Source organism: Bacillus sp. ABR (assembly GCF_056172715.1).
In genome coordinates, this window is sequence record NZ_JAOYSL010000002.1 from 346321 (window position 1) to 361322 (window position 15002).

General features: G+C 41.9%; 18 protein-coding genes and 2 riboswitches. Of the genes, 8 read left to right on the forward strand and 10 right to left on the reverse strand.

Going from position 1 to position 15002, the window contains the following annotated elements; genetic code table 11:
• The first annotated feature begins 58 nt into the window (after positions 1 to 58).
• Positions 59 to 1015 (forward strand): DUF1385 domain-containing protein, encoded by a 957-nt coding sequence (locus OIT90_RS07120; protein WP_474892397.1) that lies wholly within the window; start codon positions 59 to 61, stop codon positions 1013 to 1015.
• Positions 1016 to 1053: 38 nt separating this feature from the next.
• Positions 1054 to 1449 (forward strand): SA1362 family protein, encoded by a 396-nt coding sequence (locus OIT90_RS07125; protein ID WP_039179905.1) that lies wholly within the window; start codon positions 1054 to 1056, stop codon positions 1447 to 1449.
• On the opposite strand, the gene OIT90_RS07130 is transcribed toward OIT90_RS07125, so the two are convergent.
• The 3 genes from OIT90_RS07130 to OIT90_RS07140 all read right to left on the reverse strand — a co-directional run bounded on the left by OIT90_RS07130 (position 1446) and on the right by OIT90_RS07140 (position 3782).
• Positions 1446 to 2321: a patatin-like phospholipase family protein gene (locus tag OIT90_RS07130; RefSeq protein ID WP_047202281.1), complete on the reverse strand. Its 876-nt coding sequence runs from the start codon at positions 2319 to 2321 to the stop codon at positions 1446 to 1448. The genes OIT90_RS07125 and OIT90_RS07130 overlap by 4 nt on opposite strands.
• Positions 2322 to 2425: 104 nt before the next feature.
• The gene (mntR, locus tag OIT90_RS07135; RefSeq protein ID WP_003215946.1) at positions 2426 to 2860 is read right to left on the reverse strand and encodes a transcriptional regulator MntR; all 435 of its coding nucleotides are present in this window, start codon (positions 2858 to 2860) and stop codon (positions 2426 to 2428) included.
• A gap of 85 nt (positions 2861 to 2945) precedes the next feature.
• A complete protein-coding gene (locus tag OIT90_RS07140; protein ID WP_039179911.1) occupies positions 2946 to 3782 on the reverse strand; it encodes a lipoate--protein ligase family protein in 837 nt (278 codons plus the stop codon).
• Positions 3783 to 4001: 219 nt separating this feature from the next.
• Between OIT90_RS07140 and OIT90_RS07145 the strand changes: the two genes are divergently transcribed.
• Positions 4002 to 4382, forward strand: a complete 381-nt coding sequence (locus OIT90_RS07145; RefSeq protein ID WP_039183198.1) for a rhodanese-like domain-containing protein — start codon at positions 4002 to 4004, stop codon at positions 4380 to 4382.
• A 44-nt stretch (positions 4383 to 4426) separates the two neighbouring features.
• Here the strand turns inward: OIT90_RS07145 and gcvPB are convergent, their stop codons facing one another.
• The 3 genes from gcvPB to gcvT are packed head-to-tail and all read right to left on the reverse strand — an operon-like array spanning position 4427 to position 8340.
• Positions 4427 to 5887 carry an aminomethyl-transferring glycine dehydrogenase subunit GcvPB gene (gene gcvPB / locus OIT90_RS07150; RefSeq protein WP_039179914.1) on the reverse strand — a complete coding sequence of 487 codons (1461 nt, stop codon included), beginning with the start codon at positions 5885 to 5887 and terminating at the stop codon, positions 4427 to 4429.
• Positions 5880 to 7226, reverse strand: coding sequence for an aminomethyl-transferring glycine dehydrogenase subunit GcvPA (gene gcvPA / locus OIT90_RS07155; RefSeq protein ID WP_041086157.1), 1347 nt, complete (start codon positions 7224 to 7226; stop codon positions 5880 to 5882). Before gcvPA ends, gcvPB begins: the two co-directional genes overlap by 8 nt.
• 16 nt (positions 7227 to 7242) lie before the next feature.
• Positions 7243 to 8340, reverse strand: a complete 1098-nt coding sequence (gene gcvT, locus OIT90_RS07160; protein ID WP_039179920.1) for a glycine cleavage system aminomethyltransferase GcvT — start codon at positions 8338 to 8340, stop codon at positions 7243 to 7245.
• 99 nt (positions 8341 to 8439) lie between these two features.
• A riboswitch (glycine riboswitch) is annotated at positions 8440 to 8533 on the reverse strand.
• A 3-nt stretch (positions 8534 to 8536) separates the two neighbouring features.
• Positions 8537 to 8643, reverse strand: a riboswitch (glycine riboswitch).
• A 248-nt stretch (positions 8644 to 8891) separates the two neighbouring features.
• On the opposite strand from gcvT, the gene OIT90_RS07165 reads away from it, so the two are divergent.
• From OIT90_RS07165 to sinR, 4 genes are all read left to right on the forward strand, one after another.
• On the forward strand, positions 8892 to 10562 hold the full coding sequence (locus tag OIT90_RS07165) for a DEAD/DEAH box helicase (RefSeq protein WP_126681602.1): 1671 nt from the start codon (positions 8892 to 8894) through the stop codon (positions 10560 to 10562).
• 14 nt (positions 10563 to 10576) lie between these two features.
• Complete coding sequence (locus OIT90_RS07170) at positions 10577 to 11374, forward strand: YqhG family protein (protein WP_039179926.1); 798 nt, start codon at positions 10577 to 10579, stop codon at positions 11372 to 11374.
• Between the two features lie 182 nt (positions 11375 to 11556).
• The gene (locus OIT90_RS07175) at positions 11557 to 11721 is read left to right on the forward strand and encodes an anti-repressor SinI family protein (RefSeq protein ID WP_073206269.1); all 165 of its coding nucleotides are present in this window, start codon (positions 11557 to 11559) and stop codon (positions 11719 to 11721) included.
• Between the two features lie 33 nt (positions 11722 to 11754).
• A complete protein-coding gene (sinR, locus tag OIT90_RS07180) occupies positions 11755 to 12090 on the forward strand; it encodes a transcriptional regulator SinR (RefSeq protein WP_024422969.1) in 336 nt (111 codons plus the stop codon).
• Positions 12091 to 12157: 67 nt separating this feature from the next.
• Here sinR and tasA read toward each other — a convergent pair whose 3' ends face one another.
• Genes tasA through tapA form a run of 3 tightly spaced genes read right to left on the reverse strand, consistent with a single transcriptional unit; the run spans position 12158 to position 14168 of the window.
• Positions 12158 to 12958 carry a biofilm matrix protein TasA gene (tasA, locus tag OIT90_RS07185; RefSeq protein ID WP_039179929.1) on the reverse strand — a complete coding sequence of 267 codons (801 nt, stop codon included), beginning with the start codon at positions 12956 to 12958 and terminating at the stop codon, positions 12158 to 12160.
• 57 nt (positions 12959 to 13015) lie between these two features.
• Positions 13016 to 13588, reverse strand: a complete 573-nt coding sequence (gene sipW / locus OIT90_RS07190) for a signal peptidase I SipW (protein WP_047202287.1) — start codon at positions 13586 to 13588, stop codon at positions 13016 to 13018.
• A 52-nt stretch (positions 13589 to 13640) separates the two neighbouring features.
• Positions 13641 to 14168 (reverse strand): amyloid fiber anchoring/assembly protein TapA, encoded by a 528-nt coding sequence (tapA, locus tag OIT90_RS07195; RefSeq protein ID WP_216431073.1) that lies wholly within the window; start codon positions 14166 to 14168, stop codon positions 13641 to 13643.
• A 299-nt stretch (positions 14169 to 14467) separates the two neighbouring features.
• Between tapA and OIT90_RS07200 the strand changes: the two genes are divergently transcribed.
• A complete protein-coding gene (locus tag OIT90_RS07200) occupies positions 14468 to 14746 on the forward strand; it encodes a DUF3889 domain-containing protein (RefSeq protein ID WP_064497648.1) in 279 nt (92 codons plus the stop codon).
• A 33-nt stretch (positions 14747 to 14779) separates the two neighbouring features.
• On the opposite strand, the gene OIT90_RS07205 is transcribed toward OIT90_RS07200, so the two are convergent.
• The gene (locus OIT90_RS07205) at positions 14780 to 14974 is read right to left on the reverse strand and encodes a YqzE family protein (protein WP_024718846.1); all 195 of its coding nucleotides are present in this window, start codon (positions 14972 to 14974) and stop codon (positions 14780 to 14782) included.
• Between the last annotated feature and the right edge of the window lie 28 nt (positions 14975 to 15002).

Here is a 15002-nt window from a genome sequence, read left to right on the forward strand (position 1 = left end):
ACAATAAAGGTATAAGGAAATGCATGTAAATTACAGGAAACAGGCAGGTTGATGAAATATGTCCAATCAAACAAAACCTCCAGCTTATGGAGGGCAGGCAGTTGTCGAAGGTGTCATGTTCGGAGGTAAGAAGAACTATGTGACAGCGATTCGGCGAAAGGACCAGTCCATTGAGTTTTTGAAGCTTCCCCGGACCTCCAATAAACGAACCGCCTTTCTCAAGAAAATCCCCTTTGTCAGGGGTGTTGCTGCACTTGTTGAAGCAAGCGCAAACGGCAGTAAGCACTTAAACTTCTCCAGTGAGCGATATGACTTAGATCCTTCTGAAGATCATACTCTTGAAAAAGAACAAAAAGGCTCAAAATTATCCATGATTTTCGGCATTGCTGTGATCGGAGTTCTCTCTCTTCTCTTTAGTAAATTTGTCTTTACCCTGGTACCTGTCTTTTTAGCAGAGCTTGTGCGTCCCATCTTTTCAGGGAATTTCGCACAAATCGCAGTGGAAACATTCTTTAAATTGGTCCTTTTATTAGGCTATATTTACTTTATTTCCATGACCCCTTTAATTAAAAGAGTATTTCAATATCATGGGGCAGAACATAAAGTCATAAACTGCTATGAACAGAACCTTGACATCACAGTGGAAAATGTCCAAAAGCAATCCCGTCTGCATTATCGATGCGGCAGCAGCTTTATTTTATTCACTGTCATTGTTGGAATGTTCGTCTATTTACTCGTACCGACAGATCCTTTATGGGTGAGAGTTCTGAACCGCTTGGTGCTCATTCCGGTTGTTCTGGGCATTTCATTTGAAGTGCTTCAGCTCACGAACAAACTCCGAGAAGTGCCTGTACTTAAAGTGCTTGGCTATCCTGGCCTTTGGCTGCAATTGCTTACAACAAAAGAACCTTCTGACGATCAAGTCGAGGTAGCCATTGCAAGTTTTAATGAACTTCTTCGTTTAGAGGAAGCATCTCTAAAACAAGCGTCAGATTCTGCTCATCAAGTGATCTAACTTATAAATCCGGTAAATTCCTTCGGAGGTGGACAGTTATGAATCGCCGAGTACATCCTGCTTTTACCATTATTTTCGCTTTAGGTGTTTTGGGATTTGTGTACTTACTCACAACGAACCCAGGCAGACTTTTTACAATGCTGCTGTCTGTTGTGATCATTGGAGCGGCCCTATTTTTCCTATTTAGATGGCTGATGAATCGAAGAACTGGAACAGAAGGCAATCTTTATCGCAAAGCAGTAAAACAATCAAAACGTCGCTACCAGCAGCCTAAACCAAAAACGAAAAGCCAGATGAAAAATCGGGTCACTCATTTGCGAAGCGTGCCGACTGACCACAAGTCTAAGCCCGTCCTTCTCAAAAAGAAAAGCCAAACACATTTGACTGTGATTGAAGGCAAGAAAAACAAAAAGAAGAATCGCGCCTTATTTTAAAATGTCCAGCTTTTTAAAAATTGCTCGGCCTTCTGTCTACCTAGATCGACGAGCGCCTTTTTCTTTTCTGTCATGAGTTGAAAATCAGTGGCAATGACGTGTTCTACAGGAATAAAAATAATATGACGTTCGTGTTTTGTGGCGATATGTCTTTCGTCATGAGCACCACGCATCGTTTCAAAAAGAGCGCCAAACAGTTCAAACGCATTGCGGATGGAGTGTTGTGGGCGTTCTTTTTCGTTTGGCGTTAATGTGACACCGACGAACGGTCTTTTTTTCTCTTCAGCAAACAGCCAAATTGGAAAATTGCTAAGCACTCCTCCATCTACAATGGTACAAATGCCTTTTGAAGACTTCAGTTTGACAGGTTCGAAAAAATACGGCAGGCTGCAGCTCATTCGAATGGCCCTCGCCACGGAAAACCGCTCTGGATTCAAGCCATATGAAGGAAGGTCGTCTGGCAGTACGAGGATTTTTCCATTCGTTAAATCGGACGCAACAATTTTCAGCGAATCTTTTTTGAGGTCTCCAAACACGGTGACCCCTTTTCGTTTTAGCACATCAGTCAGCCATTTTTCCAGCCGGTCTCCTTTATAAAGACCAAGACGCCAGTAAATGGATACCCACCTAAGCATTTTAAACGGGATGAATTGACATCTTCTATCAAGCAATTGATGCTCATCCATTTCATCTAAAAGCTCCCGAATTTCCTGGCTTGTAAAACCTGCTGCGATGAGTGAAGCAATGATTGCTCCAGCACTTGTACCAGCAAGACGGACAAATTGAAATCCTCTCGCTTCAAGCGCTTCATAGGCACCAGCAAGCGCTGCCCCCTTAATGCCTCCACCTGAGAACACACCATCTATCTTCATCAAGGAGCCCCCTTTGATTTCACGCTAATAATAGTGTAGGAGCATTTGCTTTCAATTAGAACTTTAATCAAAAAGGACACCCATGCTAAGGGTGTCCTTTTTGATTAAGATTCTTGATTTGTTTGTTCGTTTTTCTTTTGAATCGCTTTCAGCTGAACAGATCGCTCATCGTTTTCTTCAAAAAATTGAACGAGATCGCCGATGCGGTCAATGCTGTTCCAGCTGAGATGATGTTCAATGCCTTCTACATCATCATAAATTTTCTCTTCATCTACACCAATGATTCTTAAAAATTGCTCCAGCAGTTCATGTCTGTATACGAGACGTTTTCCAATTTTTTTGCCTTTCGGGGTTAAAATTAGACCACGATACTTCTCATAAATGAGGTATTCATCTTTATCTAGCTTCTGAACCATTTTTGTTACAGAGGAGGGATGGACAGCGAGTGCTTCTGCAATATCAGAGACTCTGGCATATCCTTTTTCTTCTATCAGCATATAAATTTGTTCAATGTAATCTTCCATACTAGGTGTAGTCATAAAACCCCTCCATAATGCACCTTTACTTAATAATCAACCCAATTCTACACCATCGTTCATTAAAAAACAAGGAGTGTCCATCGTCTTAACGCTTGTAATTCCAATCATCTGAGGCATATTTCGTTTTGGCGAGATGATGGACAAACGCTAATTCTTCATCTGTCAGCTCATAAGGTTCAAGCTCAATATTTAATCCTTTTTCAAATCCTCTTTTAAACGCAACACGCGCATCGTCTATCGTACAAGTTCGGTCTGAGATTTCATTGATGGCAACCGCTTTGTTTTTAAAGCTTCGCTGCATCCGCTCTCTTACCCGGTCGTTAGGATAAAGGAACAAATCGAATAATTTATCCTCATCAAGGTCAATTAAAATAGATCCATGCTGGAGGATAACACCTTTTTGTCTCGTCTGAGCACTGCCCGCTACCTTTCTGCCTTCTACAACAAGCTCGTACCAAGAAGGGGCATCAAAGCATACAGAAGATCTTGGGTTCTTTAAGCTTTCCTTTTCTTTATCTGTACGAGGAATGGCAAAATACGCATCGAGTCCCAGCTCTTTAAAGCCTTCTAAAATGCCTTCTGAAATGACACGGTACGCCTCTGTCACCGTTGCTGGCATTTCTGGATGTTCCTCTGACACAATCACGCTGTAGGTCAGCTCCTGGTCATGTAGTACTCCTCGTCCTCCGGTTGGTCTGCGGACAAATCCAAGACCATAGCGCTTGACAGCTTCTAGGTTGATTTCTTTTTCAACGTTCTGAAAATACCCAACAGATAATGTCGCCGGATCCCATCCATAAAAGCGGATAACAGGCGGAATGAGCTTCTCACTATGCCAATAAAGCAAGGCTTCGTCCATTGCCATGTTAAAGGCAGGGTCTTGGTTTCCTGAATCAATGAAACACCATTTCTCTTTTTGCATATAAAATCCCTTCTCTTTTACGTAGTCAATGTTAGATGATGGTGGTGACCACCGGTTTTCTCTCTTCATCAGTCTATCAAATAGGAACGGAATTGAAAATAATTCTTACCATTTATGATGACAAGTTTCTTATGCTTTACTATAATAGTATTTGTCTAAAACGTACCATCAGACAGGCTACTGTGCTGATGCTCAAGAAGGAGTCGAGTTGTATTGTCAATGTTCAACTATATCGTCCTCTCACTTTGTGGACTTTTTGTTCTTTATTCCATCGGCAGCTACATTTATCAGCAGCGCATTATGAAAACGCTGACGGAAGCAGAATTTATTAAAGGTTACCGCAAAGCCCAGCTCATTGATGTGAGAGAGCCAAATGAGTTTGAAGGCGGACATATTTTAGGGGCAAGAAATATCCCTCTTTCCCAACTAAAGCAGCGCAAAAATGAAATACGTCCTGACAAGCCTGTTTATCTCTATTGTCAAAATAATTTCAGAAGTGGAAAAGCAGCCCAAACTTTACGTAAAAATGGCTGCCGTGAGATTTATAATTTAAAAGGCGGCTTTAAAAAATGGGGCGGCCGCATTAAAACGAAGAACTAACAAAAAAGACTCTGGGAGCATGATTCCCCCTGAGTCTTTTTTCTTTATTTTCTTTCAAAAACGAGAACGGGATTCCGAGCGGCCTTTGTTTCGTCCATACGTTTCACGACGGTTGTATGCGGCGCTTCCTGCACCACTTCAGGATTCTCTTCTGCTTCTTTCGCAATTTGAATCATTGCTTCGATGAATGCATCAAGTGTTTCTTTTGATTCTGTTTCGGTCGGTTCAATCATGATACATTCCTCTACATTGAGCGGGAAGTAGATCGTTGGCGGATGGTAGCCGAAATCAAGTAATCGTTTGGCAATATCCAGTGTCCGCACACCTAATTTTTTCTGACGTTTACCTGAAAGGACAAATTCATGCTTACAGTGACGATCAAACGGCAAATCATAATGAGCACTTAAGCGGCGCATCATATAGTTCGCATTTAACACGGCATTATCGGTTACAGCCTTTAAGCCGTCTGGCCCCATAGAGCGGATGTACGCATAGGCTCTGACGTTAATGCCAAAGTTGCCATAGAATGGCTTCACGCGCCCGATTGATTCCGGACGGTCATATTCAAAGTAAAAACGACCTTCCTTCTTTACAAGCACCGGCTTTGGCAAATACGGAATTAAATCTTTTTTAACGCCAACTGGACCTGAACCAGGACCTCCGCCTCCGTGTGGGCCTGTAAAGGTTTTATGAAGATTTAAGTGGACAACATCAAATCCCATATCTCCTGGTCTTGCTCTACTTAAAACCGCATTCAAGTTGGCTCCGTCATAATAAAGTTTACCGCCAGCTCCATGAACGATTTCAGCCATTTCTAAAATGTTTTCTTCAAAGAGGCCAAGTGTATTCGGGTTTGTAAGCATTAAAGCAGCTGTTTCTTCATTAACAACGCGGCGTAAATCTTCTAAATCAACAAGCCCGTTTTCATCAGATGCGACAGTAATGGTTTCAAATCCAGCGACTGTCGCAGATGCCGGGTTCGTTCCATGAGCAGAATCAGGCACAATGACTTTTGTACGCTGATGATCTCCTCTTGCTTCATGGTACGCACGGATCATCATGAGTCCCGTCCACTCGCCATGTGCTCCTGCCGCAGGCTGTAATGTCACAGCGTCCATCCCCGTAATTTCTTCAAGATGTTCACCTAGATCGTATAGTAATTCCAATGCACCTTGTACAGTGTCTGCCTCCTGTAGTGGATGGACCTGCGAGAAACCTGCAAGGCGTGCAACCTTTTCATTAATCTTTGGATTATATTTCATCGTACAAGAGCCAAGAGGATAAAATCCAGAATCGACCCCATGATTGCGTCTTGATAATGCTGTATAATGACGCATAATATCAAGCTCAGATACTTCAGGGAGCTCAGCATCCTCATCACGGATGTACGTCTTATCAAATAAAGACGGGATCTCCTGTTCAGGTACATCTAAATCAGGCAGGCTGTACCCAATTCTTCCTTCTTTAGATAATTCAAAAATAAGCGGCTGATCTTGTTTATTCATGGCGATCCCCCAATTCCTTGATAAACGTATCAATTTCTTCTTTTGTTCTCAGCTCTGTCACGGCTACAAGCATGTGCTGCTCAAGCTCTGGGTAGTCTAGCCCTAAGTCGTAGCCGCCGATGATTCCTTTTTCAAGCAATCGTTTATTGGCTTCTTTCACAGGCTCCTGTAACTTGATCACAAATTCATTAAAATGAGCCCCTTCTACATCCGCCTGCAGTCCATATTTTTCTGCCTGCGTCTTGGCATAATGGGCTTTTTGCACGTTTTGATAGGCGATGTCTTTTATGCCTGTTTTCCCTAGTGCCGTCATGGCAACAGAAGCAGCTAGCGCATTTAATGCTTGGTTCGAGCAAATATTTGACGTCGCTTTATCTCTTCGAATGTGCTGCTCACGCGCTTGAAGAGTCAGGACAAATCCACGAACACCATTTTCATCTTCTGTCTGCCCGACTAAACGACCTGGCACTTTTCTCATCAACTTTTTCGTCACAGCAAAATATCCGCAGTGAGGTCCGCCAAATGCCGCAGGGATACCGAACGGCTGCGCATCACCAACGACAATGTCTGCCCCAAGTTTACCAGGCGGCGTCAATAGCCCGAGTGCGAGGGGATTGCTAGAGACAATGAACAGGCTTTTTCCTTTATGTGCAATGGGTTCAATGTCTTTTAACGGCTCGACGACACCAAAAAAGTTTGGATATTGCACGAGAACTGCTGCTGTATCATCGCAGACGGCCTTTTCCAGTGCAGCTAAATCTGTCTGCCCTTTTTTCGCAGGCACTTCAACAACTTCAATGTTTTGTCCTTTGGCGTATGTTTTCAGCACCGCTCTTGATTCAGGGTGAACCGTTTCAGAAACCACCACTTTTTTCTTCTTTGTGTGTCCCGCAGCAAGCATTGCCGCTTCTGCTAGTGCCGTCCCGCCATCATACATTGAGGAATTGGCTAGATCCATACCAGTCAGCTCAGCAATCATTGTTTGAAATTCAAAGATCGCTTGCAATTCACCTTGTGAAATCTCCGGCTGATAAGGTGTATACGCTGTATAAAATTCAGAGCGTGAGATAACATGATCGACAATGACAGGCTGGTAATGATCATATACACCAGCACCAAGAAACGATGCATAGGAAACTGTATCCTTATTCTTTGCAGCTAGCCGGGATAATTCCCTGACAAGCGCTGTTTCAGATGCGGCTTCTTTGATGTTGTATGCTCCTTTGAATCTCACCTTCTCTGGGATATCTGAAAAAAGCTCATCAATCGACTGAACGCCGATGACATCCAGCATTTCTTTCTGATCTTGCTCTGTTTGCGGCAAATATCTGTGCTTCATCCTCTATTCCCCCTCGTTATTTGGTTCTTTTATAAAATGGTGTTGTGACGATTTTGGCTTTTAGACGCTTTTTGCGAACCTGTACTTCCACCTCTGCCCCAAGCTCCGCTTCTGAGGTTTCGATCAAAGCAAGCCCGACATTTTTCTTTAATGTTGGGGATTGAGTGCCCGTTGTGACAAACCCAACCTGCTTTTCTCCTGAAAAGACTGGATAATCTGTACGCGGAATCCCTTTTTCAATCATTTCAATGCCGACAAGCTTTCGCTTCAGTCCCTCTTCTTTTTGTTTTTTAAGTGCTGCTTTTCCGATAAAATCAGCTTCTTTATCCGTTTTGACAGCAAAACCAATTCCGCCTTCTAATGGAGAAATATCCTTTGTCAGCTCCTGGCCATAAAGCGGAAGCCTTGCTTCAAATCTCAAGGTATCACGTGCACCGAGTCCGCACGGTATTAATCCTTTTGGCTGCCCCGCTTCTAATAAAGCGGACCAAAGGTGGACCGCATCTTCTGACTGGCAGTAGATTTCAAAGCCATCTTCCCCTGTGTAGCCTGTTCTGGAAACGAGCACTTCTTTATTTGCGACCTCAGCTTTTGATAAAAACGTAAATGGTTTAAGCGATGTCACCTCTTCATCCGCCACCTCTTTGATGATGTCAGCTGCAAGAGGTCCTTGAAGCGCTAGCAAGGCGGTTTGATCAGATATATTTTTGATCAATACGTCATCCTTCTCTTGGTGCTTCAAAAGCCAATCCACGTCTTTATCGATATTTGATGCGTTGATGACAAGTAAATAGTGGTTCTTTTCTTTTTGGTAGACGAGCAGGTCATCTACCGTTCCGCCATCTTCATAACACATGGCTGTATATAGTGCCTTACCGTCTGTCAGCTTAGACACATCATTGGTTAATAACCTTTGTAAAAAAGGAAGGGCATCTTGACCTTTGACGTCCACCTCACCCATGTGAGACACATCAAAAAGCCCTGCTTTTGTTCGAACAGCTTCATGTTCTTCTTTAATGGAAGAAAATTGGACAGGTAATTCCCAGCCCCCGAAGTCAATGGTTTTTGCGCCAAACGTTTCATACGCATGAAAAAGCGGTGTTCGTTTCAACATCAATCGTTTCCCCCTTTTTTTAGTGCAAATGCAAGCTGAATTTTCAGAAAAAAATCACAGCAAAAAAGGACAGAGCGCTCCCTTTTATCAAAAAGAAGTCTCTGTCCTTGCACCTGAAAGTTTACAGCACAACATCATTGTGCGTTTTCCCCTTTGGTGGTTTGCTAAAACGATCAGCAAACACTCTCCAGAGTTGCGTCCGGTAAGAGTACTTTTGCCTGAGAGATTCACTGAATCATTCAGCTTGCTCCTTCGGCGCCTGCCAGTGCAAAATAACCGCCAAGTCTCTCCCCATACCATCATCCGCTCATATTTTTCACATTTATTGGACATACTATCAAAATGGGTGACTTATTTTCTAGATCACTTATCAACATCCTACCATTAGAAATGGATGGAGAGCAACAGAAAAATCATTAACATTTTTAAAATAACCTTTCGATATCGTTCGCTTTTATTCATATATCTAGTCTTTTAGAGACCTCTTAAAAAATGAAGCGTTTAAAAACAGAACAATTTATCAGATCCTACTAGAAAGGCAGGCGACCACATTGAATATTCAAACGATTTTTGATCAGGAATGGACAAATGAATTTCAGCAGCGGCTTTCATCAGACGGCCCCTGGGCGAACTGGGATATGTATCGATTAGCGACGCAGGTTCAAAAAGTCACAGCCATTGATTCATTCGAGGGACTGCAAGCTCCTGCGCACCTGCCTGCATTCACACCTTTACAGCACCAGCTCGAAGTAGCCAGAAGAGTCGTAGAAGAAATGAATGGGAAAGCCATTCTAGCAGATGAAGTGGGCCTAGGGAAAACCGTAGAAGCAGGACTCATTATCAAAGAATACATGATTCGTGGACTTGCCAAAAAGATTCTTATTCTCGTCCCCGCCTCCCTTGTATCTCAGTGGGTACAGGAGCTGCGGACGAAATTTTATATTGATGCTGTTGAACAAAAAAAGAGCTATGTGTGGGAGCAGTGCGACGTTGTCGTTTCTTCCATTGACACAGCCAAAAGACAGCCGCATCGAGACACGATTTTATCGATTGCCTACGATATGGTCATTATCGATGAAGCACACAAACTGAAAAACAATAAAACGAAAAACTATGAATTTGTGAGAAACCTGAATAAGAAGTTCTGTCTGCTGCTGACAGCGACACCTATTCAAAACCGGATCGGAGAAATATTTAATCTCGTTTCCCTTCTGAAGCCGGGCCACCTAGGAAATGAACATCAATTTAAAGATATCTTTGCCAAAAAGGACTTGCAGCTTGAAGACCATGACCGATTAAAACAGCTCGTCAATAAAGTGATGATTCGAAACCGAAGACAAGACACAGGCATCGAGTGGACAAAACGACATGTCAAAACGATTTCCATTGATTTTTCTCCGACAGAACAAGCATTGTATGATGAAATCTGCAAGCTGAAAGAGAATCCGTCTTATACAAAGCATATGTTTTCCATTATGACCTTGGAACGAGAATGCTGTTCAAGCCGTGAGGCAGTTTATATGACGATTAAAAAAATGCAGGAAGAAGAAAAGCATATTCTCGGCTCTTCTGCTATAGCGCAAATCATGGAGAAAATCAATCAAGTGGAGCAAAACTCAAAGGCGCTTGAAGTGGTCAAACTCATTCAACAGTTAAATGAAAAAGTCATTATTTTCACCGAATACCGCGCAACACAAATTTATTTACAATGGTTTCTACAGCAAAATGGCATTAGCTCCGTGCCATTTCGTGGCGGCTTTAAGCGGGGTAAAAAAGATTGGATGAAAGATTTATTTAGAGAACGGGCGCAAGTGTTAATTGCTACAGAAGCTGGCGGCGAAGGGATCAACCTTCAGTTTTGTAATCAAATCATTAACTACGACCTCCCGTGGAACCCGATGCGTTTAGAACAGAGAATCGGACGTATCCACCGCCTTGGCCAAGAACGAGATGTCCACATTTACAATATGGCAACAAACGGAACAGTTGAAGAGCATATTTTAAAGCTTTTATATGAAAAAATTCAGCTGTTCGAAAACGTCATAGGCGATTTAGATGATATTTTAACGAGAATTGATATTGAAGAAGTCGAAACAGAGTTGCATCAAATTCTCTTCCAGCATGAATCTGATGGAGACATGAAAAAGAAATTAACCCAATTTGCTTCTTATTTAACTGAAGCACAAACACCACTTTTAGAAAAGAGACAGCAGGGCTCATAAAGGAGAGTTGATCAATGGAGCAGCATGACATTCACACCTTTCTTCTCCGTTTTTTCAAGGCGAATCAATGCAGCATATTAGAAGAAAGTGCAGGACATATGACCGTACAGCTGACAATCGAAATGGATAAATTGATTATGAACCGTCCTTTTTATTGGCACTGGCTTGAAAAAACTGGCGGTGTACCTGAACCGCGGCAATTGACTTTCATCACAGATCAAAAAAAAGCGGGTGATACGGTCAGTGGTGAATTCATCCATTTCGGCTCCCCCCGGTTATTTCAAATATTTGAGGCGGTCAAACAACAGGGCCGTTTTATCCGGCTTTATGAACGAGTCAGCCCGCTCACGAACAATCAAATCGCACTTGAGCCATGGCTTGGTCTCAATGTAAAAATTTCTTACCTTGCAGACCGGAAGAAGGATAAGCTTTTATCATTAGGACTCCATCTTATACGCGGAGAAGTCATTGAACAATTTCAAGAAAAGCTGGAAGCTCGTGAGCTGTCGTCTCAAATTCCCGATTATTGTTTTACGATGAGTACAATGATTAAGCCAGAAAGCGGAATCAAACGGCTCTACAGCCTTATGGAGCGTTATGCCCATGAGGAGCCGGACGACTGGGCAGTGCGAGCCGTTCAAAAATGGAAAGAAGACTCCGAACTTTTAAACCAATTTTATGAAGGGACTTCAGACACATCTGTAGAATATGAAATAGAAAGGCAAGCACTCAAAACTTTATACGAACCAAAAATCAGTCTTACGATTGAAAATGGCGGACTTTTTTACTTACAGCAAAAAAGAGGAGGTTGACCCATAGTCCCCTCCCCTTTTATGTGACTTACAATTTTCGATCAGTCTAAAGCTAAGTTTGTCTGTTTGTATTGGGCGGAAACATGACGCAAGCAAACTATGAGGTCTTACCACCTATGTCTTTCCATTTCATGCGTTAAGTGCCTGAAATACATGATTCAGTATTTTAGGAGGGTATTTGTATGGAAAAGAAAACGAACAAATTAGACAGTGAATGGGTTCAATTATTACGTGAAGCTCGCAAGGCAGGACTAACAGTTGAAGAAGTCCGTCATTTCCTCAAATCAAATGAAAAGTCCTCTGAGTCTCCCCCTCTGGTAAGAAGTCATTCTATCAAACCTTTCTGAATGTGCTATAATATCGAAAGGAAGGTGATGACATTGATTGGCCAGCGTATTAAACAATACCGCAATGAAAAAGGCTACTCACTATCAGAACTGGCCGAAAAGGCTGGGGTAGCGAAGTCTTATTTAAGCTCAATAGAAAGAAACTTGCAAACAAACCCCTCCATTCAATTTCTTGAAAAAGTCTCCGCTGTTCTGGACGTCTCGGTTCATACACTTTTAAACGAAAAAGATGAAACCGAATACGATGGTCAATTAGATAGTGAATGGGAAAAACTAGTTCGAGATGCAATGACATCAGGGGTTTCGAAAAAGCAATTTCGTGAATTTTTAGATTATCAAATCTGGAGAAAAAAGCAAGAAGAGGAGTAAAGCGCACGTTTTAGCGCATACTCCTCCAATTGCTATGCAGATCTTGATATCAGCCTAAAGACTGGCTTTATTTTTTATCTTCGCTGTGTGCTTTTTCGTTTTCTTTCACGTAGCCTTTTTCATCCGTATGCTTTTTTGGATTGATCGTTAAACCATTCCACTGAGTCGCTTCGAAGGAAAGATCAATTTGAATCGCATCGCCTTGGTATTTATTTTGGATATAGTGACCAGCTTTATCCTTCGTCTGGTCATTGATAAATTCAATGGTCATTTCCACTTTATCGTAATCAAACGGATTCTTTGGAATGCCGTCATACTCTGGAGCCACTGTTCCATCAACAGTTGCTACATTAATTTTCCCACTTTCATGTAAAAACTTCTCATCGACGGCATGACGAAGCTTTTCAAATGCGGTCTGATCCTGTTTTGACGTTAATTGATGCAAGTCAAGCAGGTTTGCATGGTCTAAAATAATGTTTTTCGGATAACCATTTCCACCTTCGGCTCCAACCGTCAGAACACTCACCTGAAACTGACTGAGAAATTCTTCAGCTGTATTCTTACCGCCATTCTTCGCGGAAGATCCATCTGTAAACTGGCTATAATCAAGACTCATCAGCACTTGGTTTATCGCTAGTGATCCCTTATTATCAAAATGAAATTCTTTCTTGATCCGATCACCAGGTTTTAAGTTCGAAAGGTTGATGGCGCCGGAGTTCTCTTTAGCAGATAAATCCAGCTCTCCTGTCGAGTAGACCGCATTTGCCTTTTCAAAATCATTAAACGCCGCCCATGTTCCCCCGCCGATTAATGCAAGACCTAAAGCCCCTGATAATACACCTAAACGAATTGATTTCTTCATTGCCATGAATAATAAACCCCCTAATATTTTGTTTTATTGAAACCTGATTAGGTTACAAACGATTTAAGCTTGTTCCTCTGACATATGTACATCAGCCGTGTGTCTACGGTGTTTCGCTGCGCCCACAAAATGAATAGTTGAATAAACAAGCAGCATGACACCCGGTATAATAAGGAGCAAAGCAGTTCCAGCTGATGTCCCTGCATACGAAAGAAGCTTTCCTGCATAAGGAATGTTCACTCCCATATACTGCGCAGTCACCTGATCCGCTTTTACCAGCGTGCCGTCCTGATACATATTATTGTCACCCTTCGTCTCAAACGCTTTATTTGCATCCTTTCCTTTCACCCCAACAATTCGGTGGGTCACAAAGGACTGATCCTGTTTTGTTTGGAACGTAATAATATCTCCTTTTTTGAGCGTCTCAGGTGAGGCGACCTGCTTTACAACAATCAGTGACCCAGCTGAAAATTCTGGTTCCATCGAACCTGATAATACTTGCTTCAATTGATAACCGAAAATCTGAGGTTCTCCTCCTGTTGTTCTTGATGACAACACGACAATAATTGAGGCTATCATCACCGTGAACACCACCACATAAAGAATACTCCCAGACATCTTCATCCATTTTTTCATGACCCCTTCTCCCCTTCGCATATCATTTTTTCACTTTAAAAGACAGCTCCATTTAGGACGCCTTTTCTTGACACTTTGAGAGCACCATCTGTTTAGACCAAAAGTACGGCTGATCAGATGCGCCAAATCCTTTAGGATAAAAGATTTTAAATGCATAGATTCCATTTGTTTTTGCTTTATCTGTCGTGACAGTCGCTGTTTCTTGCGACAATAGGGACTTTATGGAGCCCTTTTCAAGAATATGACCATCTTGTAATGGCTCCTGACCATTTCCCACTTTATGTAATTCCCACTTCCATTCAGAGTACGCAATAGGCTGTCCACTATTTTTTAGTGTCATGCTCAGCCTTTGAGGTGCGCAGACTGTTCCTTCGATCATCGTTTGATCGACAAGCTCCAATTGACTTTGATCCCATTTTTTAGGCTGACAATGCTGATCTGTCTGTTCAAAGTTTTCACATGTTTTCATAACAAAATTTTTGTGCTCGACATCGTTAAAAGAGGCATTCGTTGGTGTCATGAGGAAAGATGTCAACATCAAACAAATGGCACAAAAAAGGACAAAGAGCGACTGTTTCATTAATCCCTTCAACTCCTTGAACGGTTGTTCTTTAAAAAGAACGATTATATACAGTATAAGGAAATACCTATAAAACCCAAAACGTCAAATTAGTTCATTTTGTTCTTAAACAAGAACAATTGCGAGAAAATTCTTCCATTTTCTCATTCTTTCGCCATATTCAATATTTTTTTGTGTGACATTTGTACTTCTTAAAACTTACATAAAAATGTAGGATTTGGTCAGGATATGAAGAGGTGAGGTGATGTTAAGTGAAATATGGAAAAATCATAATCATGCTCAGTTTACTGCTGAGTCCTATGATGCTAGACGTCAAACCTGTGGATGCGAGAGGTTTGACTGCCGCCACAGACCAATGGGAAATGCGAGCAGTCAAAGAAGCTAAAAAAAGATACCCGCTAACGCAAGTCTTATTTAAACAAAAAGTATGGGACCGCCACCGCGATAAGGAATCTGTAAAACAGTATCATATTACGTTAAAAGACCATACAAAGGAATTTGGGGTGTTTGTCACCATTTCCTATAATCCTTACTCAAATAAGGTGAATAAAGTGATTGTTGTGGAGGAATACAACTAAAATGGCATAAAAAAACCGCCTGCTGGCGGCTTTTTACTTTCGTCGATGTCGCTGACGTTTTTTAAGCATCATGGAGAAGCCAAACGGCAGAACCCCAAATAATCGCTGTGAAAACGGCGGTTTTGTTTCCATTTTTTCTTGTTTGTGTTCCTTCCGTTCGTCTCGTGGTGTATTCATATATTTAATGATTTCCTGCGTCATATATTTTACATAGTCATTTGTTTTCAAGCAAATTCACCTCTTCTTCCTTCAAGTG

What these genes read in the sequence shown, in the direction of transcription:
- OIT90_RS07140 (WP_039179911.1), bottom strand. Translation starts at nt 3,782, where the DNA reads ATGCAAAAAGAGAAATGGTGTTTCATTGATTCAGGAAACCAAGACCCT.
- OIT90_RS07170 (WP_039179926.1), top strand. Translation starts at nt 10,577, where the DNA reads ATGGAGCAGCATGACATTCACACCTTTCTTCTCCGTTTTTTCAAGGCG.
- gcvT (WP_039179920.1), bottom strand. Translation starts at nt 8,340, where the DNA reads ATGTTGAAACGAACACCGCTTTTTCATGCGTATGAAACGTTTGGCGCA.
- gcvPA (WP_041086157.1), bottom strand. Translation starts at nt 7,226, where the DNA reads ATGAAGCACAGATATTTGCCGCAAACAGAGCAAGATCAGAAAGAAATG.
- OIT90_RS07145 (WP_039183198.1), top strand. Translation starts at nt 4,002, where the DNA reads ATGTTCAACTATATCGTCCTCTCACTTTGTGGACTTTTTGTTCTTTAT.
- OIT90_RS07200 (WP_064497648.1), top strand. Translation starts at nt 14,468, where the DNA reads ATGATGCTAGACGTCAAACCTGTGGATGCGAGAGGTTTGACTGCCGCC.
- OIT90_RS07120 (WP_474892397.1), top strand. Translation starts at nt 59, where the DNA reads ATGTCCAATCAAACAAAACCTCCAGCTTATGGAGGGCAGGCAGTTGTC.
- gcvPB (WP_039179914.1), bottom strand. Translation starts at nt 5,887, where the DNA reads ATGAATAAACAAGATCAGCCGCTTATTTTTGAATTATCTAAAGAAGGA.
- OIT90_RS07175 (WP_073206269.1), top strand. Translation starts at nt 11,557, where the DNA reads ATGGAAAAGAAAACGAACAAATTAGACAGTGAATGGGTTCAATTATTA.
- OIT90_RS07130 (WP_047202281.1), bottom strand. Translation starts at nt 2,321, where the DNA reads ATGAAGATAGATGGTGTGTTCTCAGGTGGAGGCATTAAGGGGGCAGCG.
- mntR (WP_003215946.1), bottom strand. Translation starts at nt 2,860, where the DNA reads ATGACTACACCTAGTATGGAAGATTACATTGAACAAATTTATATGCTG.
- OIT90_RS07125 (WP_039179905.1), top strand. Translation starts at nt 1,054, where the DNA reads ATGAATCGCCGAGTACATCCTGCTTTTACCATTATTTTCGCTTTAGGT.
- tasA (WP_039179929.1), bottom strand. Translation starts at nt 12,958, where the DNA reads ATGGCAATGAAGAAATCAATTCGTTTAGGTGTATTATCAGGGGCTTTA.
- tapA (WP_216431073.1), bottom strand. Translation starts at nt 14,168, where the DNA reads ATGAAACAGTCGCTCTTTGTCCTTTTTTGTGCCATTTGTTTGATGTTG.
- sipW (WP_047202287.1), bottom strand. Translation starts at nt 13,588, where the DNA reads ATGAAAAAATGGATGAAGATGTCTGGGAGTATTCTTTATGTGGTGGTG.